The organism is Bacteroides mediterraneensis (assembly GCF_025993685.1).
In the GTDB taxonomy this organism is placed as follows: domain Bacteria; phylum Bacteroidota; class Bacteroidia; order Bacteroidales; family Bacteroidaceae; genus Phocaeicola; species Phocaeicola mediterraneensis_A.
Window position 1 is genome coordinate 4,043,025 of the sequence record NZ_DAJPEN010000001.1, and the last position, 18,830, is coordinate 4,061,854.

At 49.3% G+C, this 18,830-nt stretch carries 9 protein-coding genes; 3 read left to right on the forward strand and 6 right to left on the reverse strand.

The features are described from left to right. Nucleotides 1-25: 25 nt before the first annotated feature. The 6 genes from OIM59_RS17165 to OIM59_RS17190 all read right to left on the reverse strand — a co-directional run bounded on the left by OIM59_RS17165 (nucleotide 26) and on the right by OIM59_RS17190 (nucleotide 10,505). Nucleotides 26-985: a glycosyltransferase gene (locus OIM59_RS17165; RefSeq protein WP_299169931.1), complete on the reverse strand. Its 960-nt coding sequence runs from the start codon at nucleotides 983-985 to the stop codon at nucleotides 26-28. Continuing rightward, on the reverse strand, nucleotides 986-2,428 hold the full coding sequence (locus OIM59_RS17170; RefSeq protein ID WP_299169929.1) for a lipopolysaccharide biosynthesis protein: 1,443 nt from the start codon (nucleotides 2,426-2,428) through the stop codon (nucleotides 986-988). Between the two features lie 106 nt (nucleotides 2,429-2,534). Beyond that, entirely contained in the window at nucleotides 2,535-4,577 is a 2,043-nt protein-coding gene (gene metG / locus OIM59_RS17175; RefSeq protein ID WP_299169927.1) for a methionine--tRNA ligase, read from the reverse strand. 482 nt (nucleotides 4,578-5,059) lie between these two features. Then, nucleotides 5,060-5,920, reverse strand: coding sequence for a glycerophosphodiester phosphodiesterase family protein (locus OIM59_RS17180; RefSeq protein ID WP_299169925.1), 861 nt, complete (start codon nucleotides 5,918-5,920; stop codon nucleotides 5,060-5,062). A 28-nt stretch (nucleotides 5,921-5,948) separates the two neighbouring features. Beyond that, entirely contained in the window at nucleotides 5,949-7,136 is a 1,188-nt protein-coding gene (locus OIM59_RS17185; protein ID WP_299169923.1) for an ectonucleotide pyrophosphatase/phosphodiesterase, read from the reverse strand. Between the two features lie 93 nt (nucleotides 7,137-7,229). Then, the gene (locus tag OIM59_RS17190; protein ID WP_299169921.1) at nucleotides 7,230-10,505 is read right to left on the reverse strand and encodes a TonB-dependent receptor domain-containing protein; all 3,276 of its coding nucleotides are present in this window, start codon (nucleotides 10,503-10,505) and stop codon (nucleotides 7,230-7,232) included. Nucleotides 10,506-10,865: 360 nt separating this feature from the next. On the opposite strand from OIM59_RS17190, the gene OIM59_RS17195 reads away from it, so the two are divergent. From OIM59_RS17195 to OIM59_RS17205, 3 genes are read left to right on the forward strand one after another with little or no spacing between them, the layout of a single operon-like run. Beyond that, nucleotides 10,866-13,178, forward strand: coding sequence for a glycoside hydrolase family 20 protein (locus OIM59_RS17195; protein ID WP_299169919.1), 2,313 nt, complete (start codon nucleotides 10,866-10,868; stop codon nucleotides 13,176-13,178). A 26-nt stretch (nucleotides 13,179-13,204) separates the two neighbouring features. Then, nucleotides 13,205-15,202, forward strand: coding sequence for a family 20 glycosylhydrolase (locus tag OIM59_RS17200; RefSeq protein ID WP_299169917.1), 1,998 nt, complete (start codon nucleotides 13,205-13,207; stop codon nucleotides 15,200-15,202). 12 nt (nucleotides 15,203-15,214) lie between these two features. Then, a complete protein-coding gene (locus OIM59_RS17205) occupies nucleotides 15,215-18,802 on the forward strand; it encodes a glycoside hydrolase family 2 TIM barrel-domain containing protein (protein ID WP_299169914.1) in 3,588 nt (1,195 codons plus the stop codon). The last annotated feature ends 28 nt before the right edge of the window (nucleotides 18,803-18,830 follow it).

Below are 18,830 nucleotides of genomic sequence, written 5' to 3' on the forward strand. Positions count from 1 at the left end.
ACGAAATCTTGCTCACCTCTCCAATTTAAAGGTAAAAATAAGTATTCCCGTAGGCCCGTATCATCGGATAGCAGAAACTCCTTACGTAACTGAGTACTCCTTTCTGCTGTGGATAGAAGTAAATCAGGTGTTTGAACCGCATGCAAAGCAGACACAGACGGCACAGGCTGATTGGATCTCTTTTCAGCAAGAGGCCACTGAGTTGATAGGCCAGGGTGTGCTTGTCCTTACTGGTATGCCGGTGGATGTAGCCGTAGAAAAACTGCCAGGTGGTCAGTCGCTGTTGCTCACGGAACTTGCGGAAACCATAGACATAGGGTTGCCAGGTCGGTTTCTTCACCAGATAAGCTGCATATTGCGCGTTAAGCCGGTTGATGGCGGAGCCTTGGTGCGGGCGGTGCCAGTTAAGGGGCTCGTTTACGCAGGCGATGCCTTTTCCCAGTTGGGCATTGACGCTCAGCCACCAGTCGTAGAGGATGTGCTCGTCCCATTCCGTAAAAACCTGCCGGATGAAGTCACGGGTCAGCAGCATACTGTGTCCGGGGGTACTGTCGTAAAACAGCAGGTATTCCAGGTTGTGGCGGGGAATGACTGTTTTTTTCATTTGCCCTTCCTGATAAGTGGGGTCGGTGTGATAGCCGGAAATGCAGAGGTCGTGCGTACCGATGGCTTGTACCTGTTTGGCGATTTTTTCCGGGTACCAGATATCGTCCTGGTCGGCAATGGCGATGAAATCTCCGGTGGCCTTTTTCAGTGCATTCTCAAAGTTACGGTTGAAGCCGAGGTTTTGCGGATGCTGTTCAATCCGGATAAAAGGATATTGCGCGGCATATTCCCGGGCGATGTCCAACGTATGGTCGGTAGACCCATCGTCCTGAATAATCAGTTCGTGGATGGGATAAGTCTGGCAGACGATGCTGTCCAGCTGTGTTTTCAGGAAGCGTTCGCCGTTGTAGGAGCAGAGTACGATGGATACAGTTTTCATTTAGCTTTTCTTTTTGAGCAAGTAGTTCAGGCTTTCTTTGAAGGTAACGGAACCGCTGAGCCAGATAATGAGCGGATACAGTATTCCGGCAGAGAGGATTTTCAGGGTCACCAGCCAATAAATGTTCTCGATGGAACGGGTCAGGAAATAGACACCTCCCATGATCAGGGCGGCGATGAGGCCGAACGAACAGACATCTTTCACGGCATGGAAGAGGCTGAGCCTGATTTCCCTCCACACGAAATAGTGCCATACCAGCAGCCACCCCACATTGATGGCGATATATACCAGAATCATGCGGTGGATGCCGTATGGATAGAGCAGGTACATCACCACGAGCTGGCTGGTGCCCTGTGCGATGGTGTTCCACATGAAGAGGTTGGATTTTCCCTTGCTGATGAGCAGGTTGGTGTAGAGGTTGGTCACTGGCAGGAAGGCCCCCCCTATGGCCAACAGTTGCAGGATGTGGGCACTGGGCAGCCATTTGCTGCCGATGGTCAGGGTTATCATCTCCGGGGCGATGAGGGACAGGCCCAGCATCACCGGGAAAGAGATGAAGGCCGTAAAGCGGAGCATCTTGCGGAACACACGGCACTGGCGTTCAGAGTCGTCGGCCACCTGGCGCAGTACAGGAAGGGCCACACTGCTCACCATACCCGTAATCAAGGAGTGCCCCATCAGGTTCCATTTGTTGGCCTGATTGAACTGTCCTACCTCTCGTTCAGAGTAGTAACGTCCTAAGATGATGGAGAACAGGTTGTTGTTGATGTGGTTGAAAATATTGGTCAGCAGGAGTTTGCTGCTGAAGCCGACCATGCTTCTCAGGGGACTGAAATCAAAATTGAACGTCGGTCGCCAGGGCGAGAAATACAGGTAGCACAGGTTGATGACCGCCACGTAGACAATGCTTTGCGTGGCAATTCCCCAGTAAGAATAGCCCAGCAGGGCCATGGTGACACCGGTGGTACCGGATACCAGCAGGGCAATGATGCTCGACAAGGCTTTCTGTTTCACCATCAGGTTGCGGAAGAGATAAGCACTATGTGGAATCCCCAAGCTGGCAATGAAGAAGCCCAGGAACGAGTAACGCGCCAAGGGAACCAGTGCATCGTTGTGGTAAAAATCGGCGATAAGCGGGGCACATCCGGCCAGAATCAGGTAGAGAGTCAGGCTCAGTCCGCTGCAGAACCAGAATACCGCGTTGTAATCCTGGTGCGTAATCTCTTTCTTGTTGACCAAAGCCGCGGTGAATCCGCTTTCCTGCAAAGAGCCGGCAATCAGGGAGAAAATGCTCAGCATGCCCACCATTCCGTAGTCGCTGTCGTTCAGAATGCGGGCTGTCACGATGCCGAAGGCCAGGTTCAGTACCTGCATGGCTCCGTTGTTGATACCTCCCCAAAGTAGTCCTTTGGCGGTTTTTTCTTTTAAAGAGTGTTCGGGCATGCTCGTTTCTTGGATGTAATGGAACAAACCACGCAGACCTCCATGGACGGGCCAAAGAAATCTGCGTGAGTCTGTTTGTATATAAAATGGAGTGGGAGAGGCGGGATTATTTCACCTCGCTTCCCGGTTTTACTTCGTTCAAAGTGGTTGTCACGGACAAGGAACCGTCGAAGTTTTCTGCGCTGAGAATCATACCTTCGCTTACCAGTCCGTTCTTGAACTGACGCGGAGCCAGGTTGGCAATGAACAGCACCTGCTTGCCCACCAGTTCTTCCGGTTTGTAGTGCTGGGCAATTCCGCTGACGATGGTACGGTTTTCCAGTCCGTCGGCAATCTTGAATTTCAGCAGCTTCTTCATCTTGGGTACGTTTTCACATTCCAGCACCGTACCTACACGGATGTCCAGCTTTTCAAATTCCTCGAATGCGATGGTCGGTTTGATGGGGTTGGCCTTGTAGTTGGCTGCCTCGTTGGCTTTCTTGGTAGCCAGCAGTTTGTCCACCTGTGCCTGAATCACATCATCTTCAATCTTTTCGAACAGCAGTTCCGCCTTGTTCAGCTGATGACCTTCCGCCAGCAGGTCGGTACGTCCCAGCTGTTCCCAGTCGAAGCTTTCCAGGTTCAGCATCTTGCGCAGTTTTTCAGAGCTGAACGGCAGGAACGGTTCGAAAGCGATAGACAGGTTGGCTACCAGCTGCAAGGCAATGTTCAGGATGGTTGCCACCCGTCCCATGTCGGTCTTGGCCAGTTTCCAAGGTTCAGTATCGGCCAGGTATTTGTTTCCGATGCGGGCCAGGTTCATGGCTTCCTTCTGTGCATCGCGGAACTTGAACACGTTCAGCAGTTTTTCCACTTCTGCTTTTACGTCGGCAAATTCTTTCAAGGTGTCACGGTCGTAGTCGTTCAGTTCACCGCAGGCCGGTACCTTGCCGTCAAAGTATTTGTGCGTCAGTACCAGGGCACGGTTTACGAAGTTTCCATATACCGCTACCAGTTCGTTGTTGTTGCGAGCCTGGAAATCTTTCCAGGTGAAGTCGTTGTCTTTGGTTTCCGGAGCGTTGGCAGTCAGCACGTAACGCAGCACATCCTGTTTGCCCGGGAAGTCCTGAAGGTATTCGTGCAACCATACGGCCCAGTTGCGTGAAGTAGAAATCTTGTCGCCTTCCAGGTTCAGGAACTCGTTGGCGGGTACGTTGTCCGGAAGGATGTAGCTTCCTTCGGCTTTCAGCATGGCCGGGAACACGATACAGTGGAACACGATATTGTCTTTTCCGATGAAATGAATCAGGCGGGTTTCAGGGTCTTTCCACCATTTTTCCCATGAATCGGGCAGCAGTTCCTTGGTGTTGGAGATATAGCCGATAGGCGCATCGAACCATACGTAGAGCACTTTGCCTTCTGCGCCTTCCACCGGTACCGGAATACCCCAGTCGAGGTCACGGCTCACGGCACGCGGCTGAAGTCCCATGTCCAGCCAGCTCTTGCACTGTCCGTACACGTTCGGGCGCCATTCCTTGTGGTCTTCCAGAATCCACTTGCGCAGCCATCCTTCGTGTTTGTCCAGTGGCAAGTACCAGTGTTTGGTTTCCTTCATGACCGGCTGGCTTCCACTGATGGCACTCTTCGGGTTGATTAGTTCAGTAGGCGACAAAGTGCTGCCGCATTTTTCGCACTGGTCACCGTAGGCACCTTGTGCATGGCAGCGCGGACATTCTCCCGTAATGTAACGGTCGGCCAGAAAGGTATGTGCTTCTTCGTCGTAATACTGCATGGAAGTCTTTTCGATGAATTCATGCTTGTCGTACAGTTTGCGGAAGAAATCAGAAGCCATTTGGTGATGCGTCGGAGAAGAAGTACGTCCGTACACATCGAATGAAATACCAAATTCCTTGAAAGAATCCTTGATGAGAGTGTGGTAGCGGTCCACAATGTCCTGTGGGGTAACTCCTTCCTTCTTGGCGCGGATGGTGATGGGCACCCCGTGTTCGTCAGAACCACCAATGAAGAGCACATCCTCTTTTTTCAGGCGCAGGTAGCGCACATAAATATCGGCCGGTACGTAGACACCTGCCAGATGGCCGATATGGACCGGGCCGTTGGCATAGGGCAGCGCCGATGTCACGGTCGTCCGTTTGAATTTCTTTTCCATATACGTATATAGTTTATTTTTAAGTTGCAACCTTACGGTTTGCAAAGATAGCGAAAGGCGAGGGCAGAGACAAAAGAAAAACAAAGTTTTTCGATTTGGCTATACCGAGCTGTTTCCTATCTTAATCAAAAGAGGGCGGTTATTGGGCAATTATATTGATAGAAAGGAGTTAGGAGTTGTTTGCCTTGAAGACTGATAGACAAACATGCATAATATGAAAATGACTTGGAGAATATTGCTATTCGGCCTTGAGATTTTTATGTTTCCCATGAGCGAAACGTATGTTTCCCTATTGGAAAACGTAAGTTTCCGCCACGGGAAATGTACGTTTCCCGGCAGGGAAACATAAAAAACTAAGGATGTTGTGTCGAATGTCACGACTTATTTTTGCTTTCTATGGGATATATAGAAACAGTACTTCGGTAAATTTAAAAAAAGATCGGCATTAGTCGGTCCAAAACATATACATTGCTGACAGATTATTAATCTCCAAAGGCAGCATAAGCTTTCGCAATGCTGTCCGTACAAAGAATGGAGATACCCGAATCGTATATCTTCCTATACTCCCCTACAGCGTCAGGCATCAGATCCATCCGGCCCTGCGCGCTGAAAGATATCGGTACCTTCATTTCATTGATACAGTCATAATACGACTGTTCTTGAACCACTTTCGGCACTAAGGCTATGAGCCTGTCAGTCGGAATGCCTGATTTCTTGATTTTCAGGATGTCCTCGCGGCTGTTGAACCCAAGTGCTATCAACAGTTCGGGATATTTCCGATGCATGTTCACTCCATCGTCAACCGAATAACATATCACAACCACTTCATGCAGCATGCCCGTCTGCTTCACAATATCCATCATAATATCCGGGTCAGTACCCGGTTTCATGTCAAGCATAACAGCCACTTTCCCCTTTGCCTTCAACAGCACATCCTTCAACAAAGGAATTCTTTGCCCTTTCAATACATTGCCACAGGCATCTTTCAGTTCCAGCCGGTTCAATTCACGATAGGTATAGGCATCAGGACGCCCCTTCCCCGTCGTTGTACGGTCCAGTGTCTCGTCGTGCAACAGGACAGCTTTCCCGTCGGCCGTAATCCGAACATCAATTTCCTGTATAGCATCCGGATAGTGTTTCATGTTATATTCCAATGTTTCCATGGAGTTTTCAGCATATCCCTTCATCAGAGGAGACATGCGGTGGGCCATCACTATCGGCTTGTGCAGGCTCGAGTACAAACGTATCAGTTCCTTCACATTGCCCGTATAATTTTGTGCCTGGACGCCCCTGCAGACAATACCCAGACAGACAAATAACAGAACTAAAAATTTTGTTTTCATCTTTCTTCTATTATATTTTAATGCATGCTCAAGGTTCCAGTAGGTCTGACACCTGGTCGAGATTGCCGTCGCAGGGCGCGGGCTCGATATCCAGCAGATAGGCAAGGAGCGGATAGATGCAGGTGTTGTCGAACAGCTCGGTGCGCACATATCCACGCTTGAAGTTGGGGCCTTCGGCCCGGAAGGGTACGTAAAGGTCTGACGCCGTGGGGTCGAAACCGTGGTTACCGGGTTTCACCCGCCCGTCTTCAGACACCAGCCAGCCGTTGTCGGGCAGGGCCACGATGGGAGCCACGTTGGGGTTAGAGCCGTAACGCAGGTAGGCAGGTACGTCTTCCCGATGCCACACGCGCAGGTGGGGCACCCGTTTCAGAGCCTTCAGGATGTCGTCCTCGTGTCCGGCCTTGGGGAAGATCAGCGTGGGCAGGTCGGCCAGTACGCGCTCGCACCAGTCGGGCTGCAGATACTCCGAGAGGCGGATGATACGCTCCGGCGAAGTGGCGGTCATGCCGTGGTCCGAGGTGACGATGAAGTTGATGTCCTCGCCTTCGGGTAAGGCACGCAGTCGGTTATACAGAACAGCCAGCAGCGAGTCCAATTTTTCCACTGTTTGGCGGGTCTCATGCGAAGCTGGGCCGTAGCGGTGGCCGCTGCTGTCGGGTTCGTCGAAATAGAGCATGACGAGCTGCGGCCGGCGGTCCTGGGGCATCGTTAGCAACCGCTCCACCTCGTCGAGGCGTTCGCTGTAGGTCAGCAGGGGTTTCTTGGCGTAGTCGTGATAGTAGTCGGGGTACTGCTCTCGGATGGCCACGTCGGAACCGGGCCAGTAGACCACGCCCACCCGGATGCCTTGCCGGCGGGCCGTCAGCCAGATGGGCTCACCGCCGTAGAACGAGCCGTCCTTGCCCGTCATCTTGTCGCCGATGCTGAAGGTGCGGCCCGAAGCCACGTCATAGAACTTGTTGGCGATGATACCGTGATGGTCGGGCACCAGGCCCGTAGCCAGCGTGTAGTGGTTGGGAAACGTTTTCGAGGGGAACGAGGGGCGCATCACCGCGCGGACGCCGCGGCGGCCCAGGGAGTCGAGGAACGGCGTGTCGTACATCTGCGGATAGTCCCAACGGAAGCCGTCGAGCGATACGATGACCGTCGTGTGCCTTGCGGCATACAGGCCGAGGGCGACAAACAGGAATATAAACAATACGAATTTTCTCATGACGCAAAGATATAAAAAAAGAGTGGCAACCGGCCCTTTTTTTCATCCAGGCATGCCGGCTTTGCCGCTCTCTTTTCAATTCTCAATTTTCAGTTAATTGAAGTAGTACTTCACACCAATCTGCATCTTCCAGCACTGGTCGTAGTTGCGGTTGAACGTCCAGCTGGTAAGCGGTGTGCCGTCGCTGTTCTTGAACATGGAGAAGTAGGGCGTGCCGTTCTCCACCTTGTCCACCTTCAGGATGGCGCCGTTGTTGCAGTTGCTCATGTTCTTTTCTACACCCCACTTGGAGTTGAAGAGGTTACCCACGTTCATGATGTCCACGCTCAGTTGTAGCTTGTTGGTGGTCTTGCCCAGCTTCAGGTCGAAGTCGTGAGCCCAGCGGAAGTCGAAGCGGTGTACCCAGGGAGCGTATGCGCTGTAGGCTTCGGCATACTCGCCCTTATGATTCTTCAGATAGTTGTCTTGGTTGACGAAGTCCCAGAAGAGCTGGCGGTCACTTTCGTCGGTGAAGTGGATTTCGCTGTCGTTCTTGGGGATGTACATCAAGTCGGTGTTGTTGCCGTCGCCGTTGAGGTCGTTGGAGTAGACGAAGCTGTAGCCTGCACCCCGGTAGCCGGTATAGAACAGGCTGAAGTGGTCCTTATGATAGGTGTAGCTGACGGAAGCGATGACGCGGTCTGGGATGACGTACTGTGAATTGTGCAGCTCCACGTGGTTCGGACCGTTCACCGAGTAAAGTCCCGACCAGGCCGATGAGGCGTTGCTGCCCGGCATGCCGGACATTTCCTTCATCACCGTATGGGTGTAGGCGGCCATCAGGTGCAGGTTCTTCACCGGTTCAGCGGTGGCCGTCAGGTTCATGGTCCAGCCGTAGCCCTTGTGAGTGTTGGTCAGCACGCAGGCGTTGCTGAAGTTGTTGTAGTAACGGTAATCGCTAGGGTAGATGTAGCGGTTGTCAGCTCCCTGAAGCTGTTCCCAGCTGTCGTCGATGGGCTTGATGTTGTAGTTGTCCAAGATGACGGCGTTCACGTTTTTCGTATAGGTAAACTCACCAGTCAGTGTCAACGGGAAGGCCACGGGGAACTGATAGTCCACGGCCAGTGACGACTTCCACACCTGCGGCATCTTGAAGTTCTTGTCCACACCGGCAATCTCACTGGGTACCGTACCCTTATCGGGGCTGATATTTTCGGGTGCACCGAGCAGCTCGCGGATCTGGTTGACATCTGTTACTAGTCCGCCAGCAAAATTCTGCAAACGGGGGTCGGACGAGGTCACGACGCCGTTTGAATAATAAGTGTCGGCATGTACCAGGTTCTGCACCATGCCTGAGTTGGTCGGCATGTTGGTGAAGAACACTAGCGGTAAACGACCGGCAAAGAGTCCCGTACCACCACGCACCTTCAGACTTTTGTCACCAAATACATCCCAGGTAAAGCCGATACGCGGTGAAATCTGTACGTTGCCGTCAGGCCAAGCACCGGTGTCGATGTGGCGGCCACCGAAGTCCAGGTCATAAATAGCGTTGTTGCGCATCAGGTCGTCGTCGTTGAAGGTCAGCAGGTCGAAGCGGATACCGCCCGTCAACTTCAGGTTTTCCTGTACATTCCACTCGTCTTGCGCATAGAGGCCGTACTGGTTGAATACCACTTCGGCGTTCGGATTGGTTTCGCCGTTATAACCATAGGCCAAGCCTACTGTTTCGGGAACGCCACCGTTCAAGAAATCATCCAATGAACGATAACGGTAATAACCTGTTCCTCCACGCATATAAGAGTTATTGGCTAATTGGTGTTCAAAACTGAAACCTGCCGTAATTTTATGCGCACCTGCATAATAAGTGAAATTATCGGTTACGGTTGTAATCTTGTTCTGTACACGGTTATTATAAGAGAAAAGTTCATAACCTAAACTCATATAAGGAGTAAGACTCTGTGTAACAGTACCGTCTGCGGCTGTTTCATAACCTCCCATGATGTCGATGAAAGGGAAGGGCGAAGAGTTGGAGCCGCGCGCATCCTCGATGTTCGTATAGGTGAAGAGCAGCTGGTTGGAGATATTGTTGCCGAAGCGGCTGTTCAGGTCGGCCGATACGGTGCTCACCTTGTTGTCCATAGAGTACATTGAGTTAGCAAAAGACATGGAGTATTGAGACAAACGGTCCATGTTACGAAGACGGTATCCTGTATCACTGGAGTTTCCGTTGACAGGATTCCAAGCGGTATTCTTTGTATAGTTGTAACGAACAGCCAGATGATGGTTGTCTGTAATGTTCCAGTCAATACGTCCTAACAGCTTCAAGTTGCTTTCATCAGCCGGGAAATCAGTAAATGAACCGGTATCGTAGCCATAACGTTGCATCATGAAGTCGCGTACTTTCTGCAAGTCGACTATCGTAGTACGTGAGATGTAGTTATCAGGATCAGCTACACCGTCTTCCGACGCACGCCAACGATTGATGACCGAAGGGATCTTGGAATATTCGGCATTGGCAAAGAAGAAAAGTTTATTTTTCACAATCGGTCCGCCCAAGGTAAAACCATAAGTGGTATTGCGGTTGGTGCCACGTTCGCCCAGGTCAGCATTGTCGATGCGGTTGCCGTGCATGTTCTCGTTGTTGTGATAGACGTAGGCCGTACCCTTGAAGGTATTCGTACCAGATTTGGTCACGGCGTTGATTCCGCCGCCGATGAAGTTGGTTTGACGCACGTCAAAAGGGGCTACCACAACCTGTACCTCGTCGATAGCATCCATTGAAATAGGCGTACCGCCACCAGGCAGGGCAGATGAAAGTCCGAAGTTGTTGTTCAGGTTGGCACCGTCCAACGTGAAGTTGGTGGAACGGCTGTCTCCTCCGGCAAAGCCCATACCGTTAGCGTAAGGCGACAGACGCACGATGTCCGAGATGCTGCGGTTTACGGTAGGCAGAGCCGTCAGCTGAGTGTTCGAAATGTTGGTTGTTGCACCAGTTTTCTCGGCTGCAAACTTGGAGCGGGTACCTGTCACAACTACCTCTCCTAATTCGGTAATGTCCTCGGAAAGACTGACATTGATGTTATAGGTTTCACCTAACTGAAGTGTAATATCATCAATGGTTTTATTAGTATACCCGATATAGGTGATTTCCACTTCGTATGGACCACCTACACGCATACCTTGAATAGCCCAACGTCCATCTGTATTAGTAATTGCGCTATAAGTTGTACCCGAAGGTTGATGAACGACCCGGATTAAGGCACTGATAACGTCTTCGCCCTGTTCATCGGAAACATGTCCAGACATTGCTGAAGTAGTAACCTGAGCATTCAAAACTGCCGCTCCAAAAGACATTAGGGCAGCAAAAAATAATCGCATTCGTCTTGCCATAATTTTTGTACTAAAAATTTAAAGATTTAAAATTCTTGTGCAAAATTAAAGGGAAGTAAAGAATAAATATATTACAAAGCCATTAAAATTCAGTTCTTAAGAGTGCTTTTCTAATATCTGAAATATACTTATTGAATACAACTTATTATCTAAGTAACTATTCTAGAAAATCTTTACAGGTTAATAGATATTTTTAAGACTTAAAAATCAGGGCTAAAAGATTTGAATCAGAAAAAAATACATATTTTTGTGTTTGAATTTAAAATCCTTAAAGAAATAGTATGGGAAAAATCTCTTTATTTTATTTGTTCTTAGTTTGAAGTACCTCGATTTTATATTTTAATGACCTTAAATTGAATTATGAATAGATTGTTTTTGTGGTGTCTGTTGAGTGCTTTTATTTTGGTCGCAGATAATGTATGTGCACAATATCAAGTGAATCTTGTTCCGGCTCCTGTACAATTGGAAAAAGGAAATGGTTTTTTCCAATTCACGGAAGAGGTTGTTATTTCTGTAGAAAATGAGGAGCAGGAAAGTCTTGCTGCTGATTTCGCTGATTTGTTTACAGTGCCAGCCGGATTTACTCCTAACGTAGAGATGGGTGCTACAAATGCGGAAATATCACTGGTTACCGACCGGAATCTGAAGAAGGAGGCCTACCGATTAGAGGTGACAGAGAAGGGTATACGGGTGTATGCGTCTGAACCGAGTGGTTTCTTTTATGCTTTTCAGACGTTGAGATTATTATTACCTGCTGATATCGAGAACTCTACTTTGACGAATCAAGAATGGAAGGTACCAGTTGTTGAGATAAAGGATGAGCCGCGTTTTGGCTATCGGAGCATGATGCTGGATGTGGCGCGATGCTTTATCCCGAAGGAGGAGGTCTTGCGTATGGTGGACTGTATGGCAATGCTGAAGTTGAATACGTTACATCTGCATTTGTCGGACGATACGGGATGGAGGCTGGAAATCAAGAAATATCCCCGGCTGACGGAAGTCGGTGCGTGGAGAGTGGACAGGGGAAACTTGCCGTTCTATGCCCGCCTGAATCAGCAGGAGGGAGAAAAAGCTACATTGGGTGGATTTTATACACAGGACGATATGGCGGAGATTGTGGCGTATGCCATGGACCGCAGGATTACGGTTATTCCGGAAATTGATGTGCCGGCCCATTCGTGCGCGGCACTGGCTGCTTATCCGGAGCTGGCGTGCCCTGTAGTGAAAGACAAGATTACGGTTCTGCCCGGATTGGGAGGGCGTAATCCGGAGATGATTTATTGTGCCGGGAATGAAAAGGTCTTTACGTTCTTGCAGGATGTGATTGATGAGTTGTTGCAGCTGTTTCCTTCTCCTTATATTAATATGGGAGGTGATGAGGCAACCAAGACTTATTGGAAGGTGTGCCCGCTGTGCCAGAAGAGGATGCAGGAAGAGCATCTGAAAGAGGTGGAAGACTTGCAGGGATATTTTATGGGACGGTTGAACGACTACATCCGGAGTAAAGGACGTATTCTGATGGGTTGGGACGAGCTGACTAACAGCCAGCTGCCGGAAGGGGCTGTCATTTTAGGCTGGCAGGGGCTCGGCAATGCCGCATTGAAGGCGGCAGATAAGGGACTGGACTTCGTGATGACGCCGGCTCGCATACTTTATCTGATTCGCTATCAGGGGCCTCAGTGGTTTGAACCGCTGACTTATTTCGGAAATAATACGATGCGGGGGGTATATGATTATGAACCTGTGCAGGCAGACTGGAAACCGGAATATGAAAAACATTTGCTGGGGGTACAGGCTTCCATGTGGACGGAATTTTGTTCTACGGCAGCCGATGTGACCTATATGGTATTCCCTCGTCTGGCCGCATTGGCCGAGGTGGCATGGTCGCCAAAGGGAGCCAAAAACTGGGAGCACTTCCAGCTGGGACTGGATAATTACCTGGCACATTTGGAGAAAAAAGGAATGGTTTATGCCAAGTCGATGTATAATATTCAGCATACGGTGATGCCTGAGAATGGGAAGTTGCGGGTAAAACTGGAATGTGAGCGTACGGATGTGAAAATACGTTATACGCTCGATGGAAGAGAACCTGATATGTGTTCTCTTGTATATACGGAGCCGTTAAGTCTGGAGAAAGGGACCACTTTACGATGTGCCTCGTTCATCGGGGATATGAGAAAAGGAGAAATCCTGACATTGTCGCTTTCGGATAATAAGGCGACGGGAAAGCCGGTGCTGGGTGCGAATCCAAGGACTACTTTGCTGACGAATGGGGTACGGGGAAGTCTGCGTCAGTCTGATTTTGAATGGTGTACCTGGGATAACCTTTCATCGGCCACTTTTACGGTAGACTTGCAGCGAGTGGAATCTATACATAAAGTGGTATTAGGTTGCCTGACCAATTATGGAATGGCAGTGCACAAGCCTAAGAATCTGACGGTGGAAATATCGGAAGATAATCGCCGCTTTACTCAGGTAGGGCAACGAGAATTTTCGGAAGAGGCCATCTTCAGAAACGGGAATTATGTGGAGGACGTGACCTTCACATTCGATAAGCGGAAAGCCCGCTACGTGCGGGTTACTGCAAAGGGATTTGGAGCTTGTCCGGCCTATCATTATATGCGGCCCGGGCAGCCGGCACGTTATTACTTTGACGAGATACAAGTGGAATGATAATTATAAATTTTAAATCTGATAGAATGAAGCATCTGATTTTATGTGGTGTGATGTGGCTGTGTGGATTGGGCCTGGCCGTGGCTCAAAGTGTTCCGCAGGTAATTCCTGCCTTGCAGCAGTGGAAGTCGGCCAAGGGTAGACTGGTATTGCCGGAATCGGGCAAGGTAATCGTTTCTTCGGACGAGGAAGAAGCGTTAAAGCAGAGTGCCGAAATATTGGTGCAGGACCTGAAAACGATGTTTGGATGGGATTATCGTGTGGTTACCGGAAAGAAAGAAAAAGGAGCGGTATTTCTGACCCTGGGCAAATCGGATGAGGCCCTGGGTGACGAAGGTTACCGGATGGGAATCCGAAGCGAAGTGACGATTGAAGCGCCTACTCCGAAAGGGGTTTTCTGGGGAACACGCACCTTGTTGCAGATGATTCATAATCAGCCGGAAGGACTGATGAAAGGGCAGGCCACGGATTTTCCCTTGTATCCGAACCGGGGATTCATGATTGACGTGGCCCGCAAGTTCTTTACGATGGATTATTTGCGTGATTATGTGAAGATTCTTTCGTTTTATAAATTGAATGAACTTCAGGTGCATTTGAATGACAATGGGTTTGTGGAGTTCTTTGGGAATGACTGGAACAAGACGTATGCGGCTTTCCGTCTGGAAAGTGAACGTTATCCGGGACTGACGGCAAAGGATGGCTCTTATACGAAGGCGGAATTCCGGGATTTCCAGAAGATGGCGGCCTCGTACGGGGTCAATGTGATTCCGGAAATTGATGTGCCGGCTCATTCCTTGGCTTTTACGCATTACAATCCCCGGTTGGCGGCAGATAATAAAGCATACGGAATGGACCATCTGGATTTATACAAACAGGAAGTGTATGATTTTGTGGATTCTCTTTTCGATGAGTATTTGTCGGGAGAAGACCCGGTGTTTGTGGGACCGGAGGTACATATCGGAACGGATGAATATAATCAGAAAGAATCGGAACAGTTCCGTCATTTCACGAATCATTACCTGGACTTTGTGTCGAAATATGGGAAGACGCCGCGTTTGTGGGGAAGTCTGAGCGTCATGAAGGGAGAAACGCCTGTCGATTTGAAAGGGAAAGTGGTAAGTGCCTGGAATTACGATTGGATGGATGTACAGACCTGCCTGGATGCAGGAGCCAAGGTGGTGAATTTGTGTGATGGATTGTTGTATTTGGTTCCTGCAGCACATTATTATTATGATTTTCTGAACTATCAATGGCTATATGAAAACTGGATGCCAGAAATGATGCGTGCGGATGACCCGAAGATGACTGTACGTCATCCCAATTTCTTAGGTGCCATGCTGGCAGTTTGGAATGACCGGGTGGGTAATGGCATTAGTGAACAGGATGTGCATTACCGTACCTTCCCAGGTTTGCAGGTGGTGTGTGAAAAGATGTGGAAAGGAGATAATGCAGGTCAAGTGCCTTTTGAACAATTCATGGCGCTTTGTGCGGCTACTCCTGAGGCCCCGGGGGTAAATTTGCTGGCTAAGGTGGACAAGCAGACTACACTGGTTGGAGCAGAAAAAGAAGTTGTTTTGTCTGGAATGGAAGTGGTGACTACGGAGGTGGATGAAATCGGATATCCGTATGCGGTAGAATTTGAATTGTGTCCGGATTCCGTTCCGAATATTGATGCAATACTGTTTAAAGGCCCGCATTCAGAATTTGTTTCCAACTGGCAGAATACAGGAAAATTTGCTTTCCGCCGTGACGGTTATGAGTTTGTGTTCCATGCGTATCGTTTGCCTGTAGGAACATGGACAAAAGTGAGGATAGAAGGTGATGTGAAAGGTACATCTTTGTTTGTAAACGGTCAGTTGCAGGAAAGACTGGAAGGCCGTGTCGGTGAGATATATAATGAAAAGAGGAACCGGAAAGACCGTTTCTGGTATCAGGAAACACTGATTTTCCCTTTGAAGCAGTTGGGCGATACCAAAATGGGATTTAAGGGTAAGGTGAAGAATTTAGTATGTATTCCACTTTAATATTAAGAATTTATGGTGAGATTGAATCATTTTTTTTTCATTGTGGGGTTATTGATATGGACCACATTGAATGTAAGTGCACAGGAACGGTATGATCAAAACCGGTTTTATAATTTATGCCCGTTTTATACATTAAATAAGGCGCTGGGCTATGATGCGGAAGGTGTATCGGTCGTTTTGAAATCTTTAGATGCAACCGATAAGGGGCAGCAATGGAGTGTCAATGACCTTTCTGGAAGTTTCCGTCTGGTAAACGTGTTTGATAATAAAGCACTGAGGGCAGATGTAGACCATAGATTGCCGACCATAGCAGAAGTGAATGGAAGTGATGAGGCACAGCTTTGGACTATACAGAAAAACGGAAAGTTTGTACAGCTTATTCCTGCAAATACTCCTTCGCTGATGCTGGTATGTCAGAAGAATGGTAAACTGGAACTGGCCGACCGGAAGACTGTGGAGAAGAAAGATTTTTCTTTATTCCAGATTCAGTTAAGCAATATGCCCATGCCGGAAGGAGTTGGTGTGACCGTGCGTGAAAAGGTATATTGGGAAGATGAAACCCGTTTCGAAGAAAATAAGGAAGTGGGTCATGCCACGTATATGCCTTATCCTTCTGAAAAGGCAATGTTGAGTGACAAGGCATTTTATGACCGTCCTTGGGAAGAGGTGCATAATCCTGCCTATATGCTGCTGAACGGGAAGTGGGCTTTTCACTGGGTGTCGGAGCCTTCCCAGAGGCCGTTGGATTTCTACAAAGAGGATTTCGATATCTCCGGTTGGGATAGCATTCCGGTGCCGTCTAACTGGGAAATGCAAGGATACGACCGTCCGATTTATGCGAATGTGGAATATCCGCATGCCAATACACCGCCTTATATCCAGGCCCGCAAAGGTTTCAACGACGGTGGAAAGAACTATGGTATCAATCCGGTAGGTTCGTATGTGCGTACTTTCAATCTTCCGGATGGATGGAACGGAAAACGTACGTTCATCCATTTTGGAGGTATTTACAGTGCTGCTTTCGTGTATCTGAACGGAAAGTATGTGGGATATTCACAGGGCTCTAACAACGTAGCCGAGTTTGATTTGACCCCGTATTTGAAAGCAGGAGAGAACCGGTTGGCGGTACAGGTGTTCCGCTGGTGTGACGGTTCGTATCTGGAATGTCAGGATATGTTCCGTATGAGTGGTATTTTCCGGGATGTGTATTTATATAATGTACCGAAGGTAAGCGTACGCGACCACTACATCACTTGTTTGCTGGATAAAGAGAAGAACTACGAAAGTGGAACCATGAACGTGAAGCTGTCGTTGGACAACCGTGACAAGCTGAAGGGTACCAAGAACCTGCTGGTTCGTCTGCTAGATCCGGAAGGCCGCAAAGTGGCCGAATCGGAGGTGGCTGTGAAATATGCCCCTTCTTCTCCGGTGAGCGTGGCCAATGTGTCGTTCGATTTGTCGGGTCTGTCATTATGGACGGCAGAGACTCCTTCGTTGTACACGGTTCAGGTGATACAGCGTCAGGGCGACAAGGACGAAATGGCGTTTTCTACGAAATATGGTTTCCGGGATATCCAGGTAAAAGGTTCTTTGCTCTACCTGAACGGGAAACGAGTGTTCTTCAAGGGAACGAACCGTCATGACACGCATCCGGTGTACGGACGGGCGGTGACTACCGAATCGATGCTGTGGGATGTGCTGACCATGAAGCGGAACAATATCAATACCATCCGTACGTCGCATTATCCGAATGCGGCCAAGATGTATGCCATGTTCGACTATTATGGCTTGTACACCATGGATGAGGCTGACTTGGAAGACCATGCCAACCAGTCTATCAGTGACATGCCTTCGTGGATACCGGCGTTTGTGGACCGTATCGACCGGATGGTGTTGCGCGACCGCAATCATCCGAGCATCATTTTCTGGAGTTTGGGTAATGAGGCCGGAGGTGGAGAGAATTTCCGTGACTGTTATGCAGCTGCCAAGAAACTGGACAGCCGTCCGGTGCATTATGAAGGTACACGCGACGGGAAATCATACGGAGGTAACCGTTTCAGCGATTTCTATTCCAAGATGTATCCGAGCATGGACTGGATGGATGAACACGTGAGCGCGTTCGAAAAGCCTCTCTTTGTCTGTGAATATGCGCACGCCATGGGAAATGCCATCGGTAACCTGAAAGAGTATTGGGAAAGCATTGAAGGCAGTAAGGCTACGATTGGAGGAGCCATCTGGGATTGGATAGACCAGGCGATTTACGAACCTCATGAAATGAAGAAAGGGATTTATCGCTTGCATACGGGATATGACTTCCCGGGCCCGCATCAGGGTAACTTCTGTTCAAACGGTATCGTCCCGGCCACACGGGAAGAATCACCGAAGCTGAAGGAAGTGAAAGCCATTTATCAATATGTAGGCTTCAAGTGTCTGGGTACGGATGCGGCACACAATGTAGCCAATATCCAGGTGACCAATAAATATGCGTTCCTGCCGTTGAACGGCTTCGACTTGAAATGGGAGACGGTAAAGAATGGAGAGATTGTGGGGGCCGACAGCTTGAAACTGGAGGCGGTGCTTCCGGGCGATTCCGTGGCTCTCAGTCTGAAACTGACGGGTGTGAATCTGTCGGGTGCACAGAAGAACGGCGATGAAGTGATGGTAAATCTGCACGTGCGGATGCTGTCGTCTACCGTATGGGCAGAAGCAGGACATGAGGTGGCCTTCCGTCAGTTTGAACTGACCGAACGGGCGGCATTGCCGGAACTGGCTGCGAAGAAAAAGAAAAACAACTGGGATGTTCGGGAAGATGAGAAACAGGTTTCAGTAGCGAATGAAAAGGTACGTGCCGTATTCGACAAGACCACAGGTCAGCTGATTCAGTTGAACATGGGCGGTAAGGAAATTATCAGTCATAAGGGCGGTTTCTTGTACGATAACCATCGCTGGATTGAAAATGATTTGTTCAAGGAAGTGGCCAACGGGCTGGATGCAGCCGGTACATGCGAAGTAACTGTGGAAAAAGGAAAGGTGTTGGTACGTACTTCCCGCGGAGGCTCTTTGTGTGCCACCAATATTGTGTATACTTTCACTCCAGACGGTGTGTTGGATATGGATGTACGTTTCTCTCCGCAGACTGCCAATTTGCGCCGTTGCGGGCTGGTATGCCTGTTGGATTCTACGTTGACACAGGTAAATTATTATGCACATGGGCCGTGGGAAAACTACGTAGACCGGAAAGACGCCTGCCCGGTAGGACGTTATACTACTACGGTAGATGAAATGGGTGGCAAGTATGTCAAACCGCAGTCCATGGGCAACCGGGAAGGCTTGCGCAGTTTGGAACTGACCGATGCATCCGGCAAGGGTATCCGTATCCAGACGCAGGGTAATGTGTCGTTCTCCGCGTTGCGTTACACTGACGAGGATTTGATGAACACCAAGCATACATGGGAACTGGAGAAACGTCCTTACGTGGTGCTGCACCTGGATGCGGCGCTTCGAGGACTGGGCAATGCAAGCTGCGGTCCGGAAACCATGCTGAAATACCAGATTCCGCAGAAACCGATGAGTTACAAACTTCGTATTTCCGCTTTATAAACTTTAATAACCTAAAACCAAATTATGA

Bases quoted from the DNA above. Each gene is read 5' to 3' on its own strand.
- OIM59_RS17180 (WP_299169925.1), bottom strand. From the start codon at position 5,920: ATGAAAACAAAATTTTTAGTTCTGTTATTTGTCTGTCTGGGTATTGTC.
- OIM59_RS17165 (WP_299169931.1), bottom strand. From the start codon at position 985: ATGAAAACTGTATCCATCGTACTCTGCTCCTACAACGGCGAACGCTTC.
- OIM59_RS17170 (WP_299169929.1), bottom strand. From the start codon at position 2,428: ATGCCCGAACACTCTTTAAAAGAAAAAACCGCCAAAGGACTACTTTGG.
- OIM59_RS17205 (WP_299169914.1), top strand. From the start codon at position 15,215: ATGGTGAGATTGAATCATTTTTTTTTCATTGTGGGGTTATTGATATGG.
- OIM59_RS17190 (WP_299169921.1), bottom strand. From the start codon at position 10,505: ATGGCAAGACGAATGCGATTATTTTTTGCTGCCCTAATGTCTTTTGGA.
- OIM59_RS17185 (WP_299169923.1), bottom strand. From the start codon at position 7,136: ATGAGAAAATTCGTATTGTTTATATTCCTGTTTGTCGCCCTCGGCCTG.
- OIM59_RS17200 (WP_299169917.1), top strand. From the start codon at position 13,205: ATGAAGCATCTGATTTTATGTGGTGTGATGTGGCTGTGTGGATTGGGC.
- OIM59_RS17195 (WP_299169919.1), top strand. From the start codon at position 10,866: ATGAATAGATTGTTTTTGTGGTGTCTGTTGAGTGCTTTTATTTTGGTC.
- metG (WP_299169927.1), bottom strand. From the start codon at position 4,577: ATGGAAAAGAAATTCAAACGGACGACCGTGACATCGGCGCTGCCCTAT.